Annotated in this window: 10 protein-coding genes and 2 pseudogenes; 8 read left to right on the forward strand and 4 right to left on the reverse strand. The window is 39.3% G+C overall.

What is annotated here, in order from left to right:
• From PX484_RS24235 to PX484_RS24255, 5 genes are all read left to right on the forward strand, one after another.
• The coding region (locus tag PX484_RS24235) for a hypothetical protein (RefSeq protein ID WP_288105978.1) at positions 1 to 244 on the forward strand (244 nt) is incomplete at its 5' end.
• An 89-nt stretch (positions 245 to 333) separates the two neighbouring features.
• Complete coding sequence (locus PX484_RS24240) at positions 334 to 549, forward strand: hypothetical protein (protein WP_002799384.1); 216 nt, start codon at positions 334 to 336, stop codon at positions 547 to 549.
• A gap of 5 nt (positions 550 to 554) precedes the next feature.
• Entirely contained in the window at positions 555 to 839 is a 285-nt protein-coding gene (locus tag PX484_RS24245) for a type II toxin-antitoxin system RelE/ParE family toxin (RefSeq protein ID WP_287768130.1), read from the forward strand.
• A gap of 254 nt (positions 840 to 1093) precedes the next feature.
• Positions 1094 to 1300, forward strand: a complete 207-nt coding sequence (locus tag PX484_RS24250) for a hypothetical protein (protein ID WP_080949705.1) — start codon at positions 1094 to 1096, stop codon at positions 1298 to 1300.
• A gap of 2 nt (positions 1301 to 1302) precedes the next feature.
• On the forward strand, positions 1303 to 1590 hold the full coding sequence (locus tag PX484_RS24255) for a type II toxin-antitoxin system RelE/ParE family toxin (protein ID WP_287768132.1): 288 nt from the start codon (positions 1303 to 1305) through the stop codon (positions 1588 to 1590).
• 72 nt (positions 1591 to 1662) lie between these two features.
• Here the strand turns inward: PX484_RS24255 and PX484_RS24260 are convergent, their stop codons facing one another.
• Positions 1663 to 3033, reverse strand: coding sequence for a helix-turn-helix domain-containing protein (locus tag PX484_RS24260; protein WP_287768134.1), 1371 nt, complete (start codon positions 3031 to 3033; stop codon positions 1663 to 1665).
• Positions 3034 to 3176: 143 nt separating this feature from the next.
• Positions 3177 to 3602, reverse strand: a complete 426-nt coding sequence (locus PX484_RS24265) for a DUF29 family protein (RefSeq protein ID WP_287768135.1) — start codon at positions 3600 to 3602, stop codon at positions 3177 to 3179.
• Between the two features lie 291 nt (positions 3603 to 3893).
• On the opposite strand from PX484_RS24265, the gene PX484_RS24270 reads away from it, so the two are divergent.
• From PX484_RS24270 to PX484_RS24280, 3 genes and pseudogenes are all read left to right on the forward strand, one after another.
• Entirely contained in the window at positions 3894 to 5498 is a 1605-nt protein-coding gene (locus PX484_RS24270; RefSeq protein ID WP_287768137.1) for a PEP-CTERM sorting domain-containing protein, read from the forward strand.
• 224 nt (positions 5499 to 5722) lie between these two features.
• A complete protein-coding gene (locus PX484_RS24275; protein ID WP_287768139.1) occupies positions 5723 to 6013 on the forward strand; it encodes a DUF433 domain-containing protein in 291 nt (96 codons plus the stop codon).
• Between the two features lie 312 nt (positions 6014 to 6325).
• Positions 6326 to 6448, forward strand: a pseudogene (locus PX484_RS24280) (type II toxin-antitoxin system RelE/ParE family toxin); the annotation flags it as partial.
• Here the strand turns inward: PX484_RS24280 and PX484_RS24285 are convergent.
• Together PX484_RS24285 and PX484_RS25910 are read right to left on the reverse strand one after the other, a co-directional pair.
• Entirely contained in the window at positions 6441 to 7286 is an 846-nt protein-coding gene (locus tag PX484_RS24285) for a hypothetical protein (protein ID WP_287768140.1), read from the reverse strand. The pseudogene PX484_RS24280 and the gene PX484_RS24285 overlap by 8 nt on opposite strands.
• Before the next feature lie 70 nt (positions 7287 to 7356).
• Positions 7357 to 7524 (reverse strand): annotated as a pseudogene (locus PX484_RS25910) (RNA-guided endonuclease TnpB family protein); the annotation flags it as partial.

The raw sequence follows: 7524 nt of genomic DNA on the forward strand, positions 1-7524 counted from the left end.
AATCGGTATCTGGTTTACGGCGATGGGTGTTAGCACCATGGCGTTCAACCTCAACGGTTTCAACTTCAACCAGTCGATTCTCGATTCTCAAGGTCGTGTAATCGGTACTTGGGCCGATGTGTTAAACCGCGCTGGTATCGGTATGGAAGTAATGCACGAGCGCAACGCTCACAACTTCCCCTTAGACTTAGCTAGTGGTGAACAGGCTCCTGTAGCTCTGACTGCTCCTGCTATCAATGGTTAATTCCTAGTCTGAACGAAAAGGCACTCCCGCGAGGGGGTGCTTTTTTGTTGTTAGAATAGAAGGTGGTTTTTTGAGTTTGAGGTTAAATTATGATCAGTTTAGAACAAGCTTTAAATACTGTTGAGCAACTATCTTTAGAACAACAGGAAATGTTATTAGAAATTTTACAAAATCGTTTACTTGATATTCGTCGTCAAGAAATTGCTAGGGATGCTAGGGAGTCAATTAATGCTTTTCATCAAAGAGAATTTAAACCTCAACCCCTAGAAATTGTTCTGAGAGAATTGAGAGAAACTTTAGAATAGATATTATGAGAGAACTGGTTTTAACGCCTAAATTTAAGCGGACTTTCCGTAAGTTTGTTCTCAGAAATCCTCAGCGACAGAAAGCGATTGAGAAAACATTGGCACAAATGAGGGAAGATATTTATTTTTTGAACTTGGGAACTCATTCATTAAAAGGGGAATTATCGGGACTTAAAGCTTGTTCTTGTGGTTATGATTGTCGGATTATTTTTTCTATAGAAATTGAGCCAGACACCCAGGAGGAAGTTGTCATTCTACTTGACATTGGTACTCATGATGAAGTGTATTGATAAAATAGGAAAAACTAGAAAGCGATCCTGCGGGTTTCTGCGTTGCGGTACACATATATTTATAATAAAATAAATTTGGCTCTCTTAGGTTTGGTGGGTAAAATGTATTCTAAGATACAGTCCTGGTGACGAGCGAGTGGAGCAAACCACAAAGACACAAAGGACACAAAGATTGATCGCTCCTATGTAAGTTAAACTGATCACACAAAGAATAAGAGATTCCAGGTTTTTATCGAGAGTTAAGAGGTAAAATGATGACTTTGCAAGAAATGATCAAATCTTTTGAGAATTTATCAGAGGATGAACAGGAGTCATTGTTAGAGATTTTGTGTCAATATAGAGCCAAAGCAAGAGAAAGAGAAATTTTAGCTAATTTTAAGGAATTGAAAGAGGCGATCGCTACTGGAACGGCCAGAAAGGGAACCGTAGAAGATTTGATTGCCGATTTGAATGAGGATTAACAATGGATTTAATATGGAGTGATGGGTTTAAGCGTTCGTTTAAGAAGCTAATCAAGAAAAATCCCCAGTTAAAACCTAAAATTTTCGATGTACTTAGAAAACTGGCAGAAGACCCATTTACACTGTCTTTAAAAACCCATAAGTTGAGTGGTAATTTAGAAGAGTTATGGTCTTGTACTGTAGATTACGATTGTCGAATTATTTTTAGTTTTTCGGAAGATGGAGAATATTTAGAAGTTATCATCTTGTTAATTGATATTGGTAGTCACGATCAGGTGTATAGAAAATAGTATAGACTGGAAAGCGATCCTGCGGGTTTCTGCGTTGCGGTACACATATATTTATAATAAGATAAATTTTTCCTAATCGTTAGGATTTTTTTTAAGATAAGATTTAAAGACAGGATTAATAGGAAAATAGGACGAGGTTTCTGATGGTAATTTATCCAGTAAACAGCGTCTCATTAATGATTGAATAGTTGCCCAAAATTCAGATTGAGAAAGGTCAAGATTAGCAGTTTTGGGAAACTTTTCTACCGCTTCAGTTTGATTAGCTAACCAGTGTATCACCTTTTTTTCTGTTGCGGATAAACGCTGTAAATGACATTCGATCGAGTCTTCTATATCTCCTAAATAAATTTCATTTTTCATTTGTTCTAAAAATAAAGATACTTCCCCATCAAATAGCTCAATAAGGGTTGAGGAGATGATATTTAACCAGTTAGGATGACCTTGATAAAGTTCCCTCAGTTCCGTCCATTTCTCCTCATTTTTTAAACCGTATTCTTTGAAGATTTCTTCAAATTCTGTCGTTAAACCTTGCAGGTATAAAGTTTTAATTTTATCGGATTTTAAGGTAACAAAATCTCTGGGAAGTTCCCAACTAATTAAAATCAAACAACTTTGATGAGATGTGGTAGCAATTTGCTGAAAAAATTTATGATAATCCTGACAGTCGCTTAAATATTTACCTGCTAATTCCCCCGGTTTAAAAATATTCTGCACATCATCAAGAATAATTAAACAACGATAGGAGCTTAGATAATCTATTATATCAGGTAAGGGGGTTGATAGAGATTGGCTGAAAAACTGTTTTAGATCATCTTTGAGAGCGATTAATTGAGGAATATTTTCCAGACTGCGGTAAATAATATAATCAAATTGTGGGGCAATTTCTGAAATTAATTTAAGGGTTAAGGCTGTTTTTCCAATTCCACTTAACCCATAAATAGTAATTAATCGAGTTTTATTATCTAGCCATTCTTTTAAGGTTGATATTTCTAACTTACGTCCATAGTTACACCCTAATTCAGGAGCTTTTGTTAGGTTAATTATTGGGTATAGATGATCATTATCTGGAAAATTTGAAGACTTTTTTAAGTTGTTTTCTGAATAGGGGTTATTTTCTCTACAGACATTAACATGATGATTTCTTATATTATTATGTGGAGAGTTAACAAAATTATAAATAGTAGATGAAGCTTTATTTTCTAAAATAGAACGAACATTAGACTTTTTTATATCTTCTTCAAAAACATCTGATAACAGTTGCCATAACTTCCATGCTTCTTTTTTTATATGGTCATAACTGCGCTGATTATCTTTGGCAATTTCTTCGTAATCTTGATGTTCCCAAATACCCTGTAAGATGGATTCTTGCAACGAATCAAGATGTTTACCAGTTTTCTCTAATACCTGTTTATCTGTCCATTCTAAAAGGGTTTGAATATCCATATAAGTAAGTGATAGAACTTTTGTATTACTGTTTGGGATAAGGGAACAGATTTTAGTTTTCTCGTTTTTTTATAAATATTTGCCAAATTATTTTATTTCTGACATTTAAACCTCCTGATTTGTTTCCGACTGTCACCTGTTACTTAATCGATTAATATTAATGCCAATGCTTGATTAATAATTTGATTTTTATCGATCATAGCTTCAATTTCTTCTGGTTGATATATACCTTCAAAAGCTTCTAATGCCGCTTGTCTCAAAGCCGAAGAATAAGCATCATCTAAGGTTTCTTTTAATTCTTCTGATGTTAGATAATTTCCTCCAGTTTTACGTCGTTGATTAATGCGTTGAATCTGTCGAACAGAATTAGAAATAGAGGTTTCCCATGAGCGGGTACTGCGGTTTTCTGCTTGCTGCTTAATCAGATGTAATAGGACAATAATACTAAAGCTAAAAATCTTATTGATCTTATCATCCTTACTCATTTCTGTCATTTCCTCTACCAAAATCAAGGCATCGGGAACATTGCCAGCTAGTAATAGATTTTTTAACTCTAATAATTCTTCCATTTTTTGCCTTTTTTTACTGATTAACCTCTTAATTTAGTAATTTGTCCTTTACATTAGATATTGTTAAAGTTGGAAAAACAAGCGAAAACTTTTGCCTGTTCTCTTGCCTTATTAAGGAAAATTTAGCCTTGTTTCATGAGCCTTGCCCTCCTTTTTGTCACTAAATCCCACTTTATCCCACGAAAATTATTATATCAGAAAATCCAAAATGGCCACAAATTCCCACAGACAAAACCAAAGTGAACATCTAGATTGTAAGAATCACTTAGTTTTTTGGAGTCTTATCAGGTTATGAACAAGATACTAGCTAATTGTATCAGCTTAGGGATCGGATTGGGTGCGATCGGGGTGACTTTCCCCGCACAAGCCGCCTCTTTTCAGGGGTTAGGAGACTTACTGGGGGGGGGTTTCATAAGCGTGGCTTCAGGAGTATCAGGAGATGGGTCTGTTGTTGTTGGTTATAGCATTAGTGGTACTGGTCTGGAAGCATTCCGTTGGACACAAGCAACGGGGATGGTCGGACTAGGAAACCTACCTGGGGGGATCTCTAGCAGTGCTTCAGGAGTATCAGCCGATGGGTCGGTTGTGGTTGGTTACAGCAATAGTGCTAATGGTAATGAGGCATTCCGTTGGACACAAGTAACGGGGATGGTGGGACTAGGGAACTTACCGGGGTGGAGCTCTAGCCGTGCTTCAGGAGTATCAGCAGATGGGTCGGTTGTGGTTGGTTACAGCGATAGTTTGGATGAGGTATTCCGCTGGACACAAGCAACGGGGATGGTCGGACTAGGTAACTTATTTGGGGGTGGTCTTTTTCGTAGGGTGTTGTGGTCTGGTATCCCAGCAGTGTCAGCCGATGGGTCGGTTGTGGTTGGTTATACCAGCGGTAATGAGGCATCCCGTTGGACACAGGCAACGGGGACGGTTGGACTAGGGAGCTTGCGTTTTTCGGGCGTGGCTTCAGGAGTATCAGCAGATGGGTCTGTTGTTGTTGGTCAAAGCATGAATGCTAATTTTGCTCAGGAGGCATTCCGTTGGACACAAGGGACGGGGATGGTCGGACTAGGGGGACCTAGCTATGCTAATGGAGTATCAGCCGATGGATCTGTTGTGGTTGGTACAAGTAATGAAAGTAATGAGGCATTTATCTGGAATAGCACCCAAGGGATGCGGAGCTTAAAACAGGTTTTAACTAATGATTATGGGTTAAATTTAAACGGTTGGGATTTGATCGAGGCGACTGGAATTTCTGCGGATGGACTGTCTATCGTGGGTTTCGGATTTAATTCCAGTGGTAATACTGAAGCTTGGATTGCTAGTTTAGATGGAGAACCAGTTCCTCCAGGGACAACGCCTACCAATCCGCTTCTCCCTACCCCAAATCCAAGCAACCCCGACGGTTTTACCTTTCCTGGTGTTCCCGTCGGTGATAATGGATTGGGTATAATTGACCCCATCTTTTTCGATCCCATTGTGTCGGTAGGATACGATTACGCAGTGACAGGCGGACCCTTATTCGCCTCTGTTTTAATCCCCAATGCTCTCCCCCAGGGCGACAGTAACTTTATCCTAGAATTACCCGGATTTGGCAATTATTCTCTAGTTGCGGGAACAACTTTCAACTTGTTGGGTGTTAATCCCCTTGGCTTTAGTGATTTTCGCATCAGTGATATCGATCCTGCGGAAATGCTCGATCCAACTAATCCTACTGCTTTTGTGACGGGGTTAACATTTACTGCTCCTGGAACAGTAACAGTCACCCAAAACCCTATTATTCAAAATACTGGTGGCGTTAGTGTTCCTGAACCGTCCAATTTATTGGGTTTAGGATTACTCGGATTCGGTGCTTTCTTGACGGGAAAATTAAATAAGAAGCAAGCCAAAAAAGACTCCTAATAGCAATTATCGTTAATCCTGTTGCTTATACAACATGATGGCGATTTCCAGCTTCAATCATCAACCTAACTTTGAGTGGAAAGTCTATAAATTCCCTATTTTTAGCATTTCAATCAGTTAGCATCTCAATCATTAGATAAAAGGGCATCCTCGAAAGGGGTGCTTTTTTGTCGTTCGGATGTATCGATCGAGCTACAATAAAAGGGACTTCTCTAGGCGAAAATATGGCTACAGGCATCGATATTAGCGAATTTATTGTTGCTAGTCCGGATATTTGTAATTCCCGTCCCCGGATCGCGGGAACTAGAATCACGATTCAAAGTTTAGTCATGGATCATAAAACGGGAATGAGTGCCGAAGCGATCGCTAAGGAATATCCTCAGTTAAGTCTGGCTCAAATTTATAGCGCTCTAGCGTATTATCACGCGAATAAAGAACAGATAGAGGCCGATATCGATGCTTACCGAGCCGATTGTGAAGACTGGGAATCACGATATCGAGCCGGTGAATTTTAATGAGTCAAATCCGTCTCTACCTTGATGAAGATGCGGGTCAACGCTCGGTCGTGGAAGCTTTGCGGAATCTGCGGTCAGTAAGGTATAGTCATTTCAATTAAAATTGAGAATATTAATCCCAGAGTTCATAAGGGTTTTGTCGGTATAGAGTGTATCAGACTTATCTGAAATGACTATAACAGGTGCAAGATTTTGAGAGAATTGTGGTTCAAAACCTTACGTCCTGTAGGGGCGAAGCATTCGGGCATAACCTATCGCTGAAACCGTAGATTTCCTATCCGAATGCTTCGCCCCTACTTTTTGCCGCAAACCCTACTTAGAAAACTGGACGAAGAGCCATTTACACCGTCTTTAAAAACCCATAAATTAAGGTGTAATTTAGGAGAGTTATGGTCTTGTACTCTTGCTTACGATTGTCGAATTATTTTTAGTTTTCAGAGAGGAATCGTCTGATTAAATCTTCCCGTGAAGACTCCAATAATAAACGACTAGACTCCATCGGTGATAACTTGAGCAACTCATCAATAACTTTTATTAAAGACTCATCCAATTCTCCAAACCTCACTTGCATTAAATTTTCAATAATTTGTCGTTGTCCTTGTTGAAGTCCTTGTTGAAGTCCTTCTCGTTTGGTCGCCTCTTTCCACTCTAAATAAGATTGAGATAAAGCCATAAATACCTCCCTATCTTCTGATTCTAAAAGATTATTAACTTCAACACTCACACGCCAACTAATCAATAATTCCATGACATTTTGACGGAAGGAATCGCCAGAAGGCAACTCAAGCAACTCTCTCACCGCTTGGCTTTGGGTTTTCCCCCGTCCCAACAATCTTAACAGTAAAGTGTCTGGGGTAATAGGTAACTGATTAATCGCTATAATTGCCGTTCGGTGAGAGGGAGATAAAAAGTAAATCCCTTCTGTCCAGTTTTCTAGTTCTAATTTAGCATCAAAACTCTCTAGTATCTGGAAACTAATAGAAGTAGCCAAAATCCATAATTTAGGTAAGTCATCCTCGTTTAACTCAGTTTTTTCCCGTTTCCCTTTCCGTTGAAGTTCAGCGAAAATCGAAAACAATTTTAAGATACAGTTGCGAATTTCCGTTCGATTGGGAGCATTGCGAAAAGGCTCAAGCAAAGTGCTTGTTGTCACCATTTGCCCTAAAAGACCCAAAGATTGAGCATTTCCCCGCATATTAGGGTGAGGAGAGAAGAAAATATCCACCTGACGGGTTTCATCCGCCACCTCCTTGCTAACTTCCACCTTTCCCAGAGGAGACAGCAATTCTTCTAGGTATTGTTTGGCAAATTGGTCGTGAGGTTGTCGATTGACGCTCCCCGCTCTAAAGAGACAGGGATTCTTCGTTCATTGAGTCTCCGTTAGCAAGCAGGATTTCTCCAACCAACCAAGAGGGAATCTCTCCCGAAGCGTTTAAAGTTTGCGTGCGCCCCACGCTACTTAATCCCTTTTGCAAGATGTTTAAAGCGGCGTTTCTGTCTCGACAATCTGT

The sequence above is a fragment of the Microcystis sp. M49636_WE2 genome, assembly GCF_030065375.1.
Lineage (GTDB): Bacteria > Cyanobacteriota > Cyanobacteriia > Cyanobacteriales > Microcystaceae > Microcystis > Microcystis aeruginosa_C.

What these genes read in the sequence shown, in the direction of transcription:
- PX484_RS24265 (WP_287768135.1), bottom strand. Translation starts at nt 3,602, where the DNA reads ATGGAAGAATTATTAGAGTTAAAAAATCTATTACTAGCTGGCAATGTT.
- PX484_RS24245 (WP_287768130.1), top strand. Translation starts at nt 555, where the DNA reads ATGAGAGAACTGGTTTTAACGCCTAAATTTAAGCGGACTTTCCGTAAG.
- PX484_RS24275 (WP_287768139.1), top strand. Translation starts at nt 5,723, where the DNA reads ATGGCTACAGGCATCGATATTAGCGAATTTATTGTTGCTAGTCCGGAT.
- PX484_RS24240 (WP_002799384.1), top strand. Translation starts at nt 334, where the DNA reads ATGATCAGTTTAGAACAAGCTTTAAATACTGTTGAGCAACTATCTTTA.
- PX484_RS24260 (WP_287768134.1), bottom strand. Translation starts at nt 3,033, where the DNA reads ATGGATATTCAAACCCTTTTAGAATGGACAGATAAACAGGTATTAGAG.
- PX484_RS24255 (WP_287768132.1), top strand. Translation starts at nt 1,303, where the DNA reads ATGGATTTAATATGGAGTGATGGGTTTAAGCGTTCGTTTAAGAAGCTA.
- PX484_RS24250 (WP_080949705.1), top strand. Translation starts at nt 1,094, where the DNA reads ATGACTTTGCAAGAAATGATCAAATCTTTTGAGAATTTATCAGAGGAT.
- PX484_RS24270 (WP_287768137.1), top strand. Translation starts at nt 3,894, where the DNA reads ATGAACAAGATACTAGCTAATTGTATCAGCTTAGGGATCGGATTGGGT.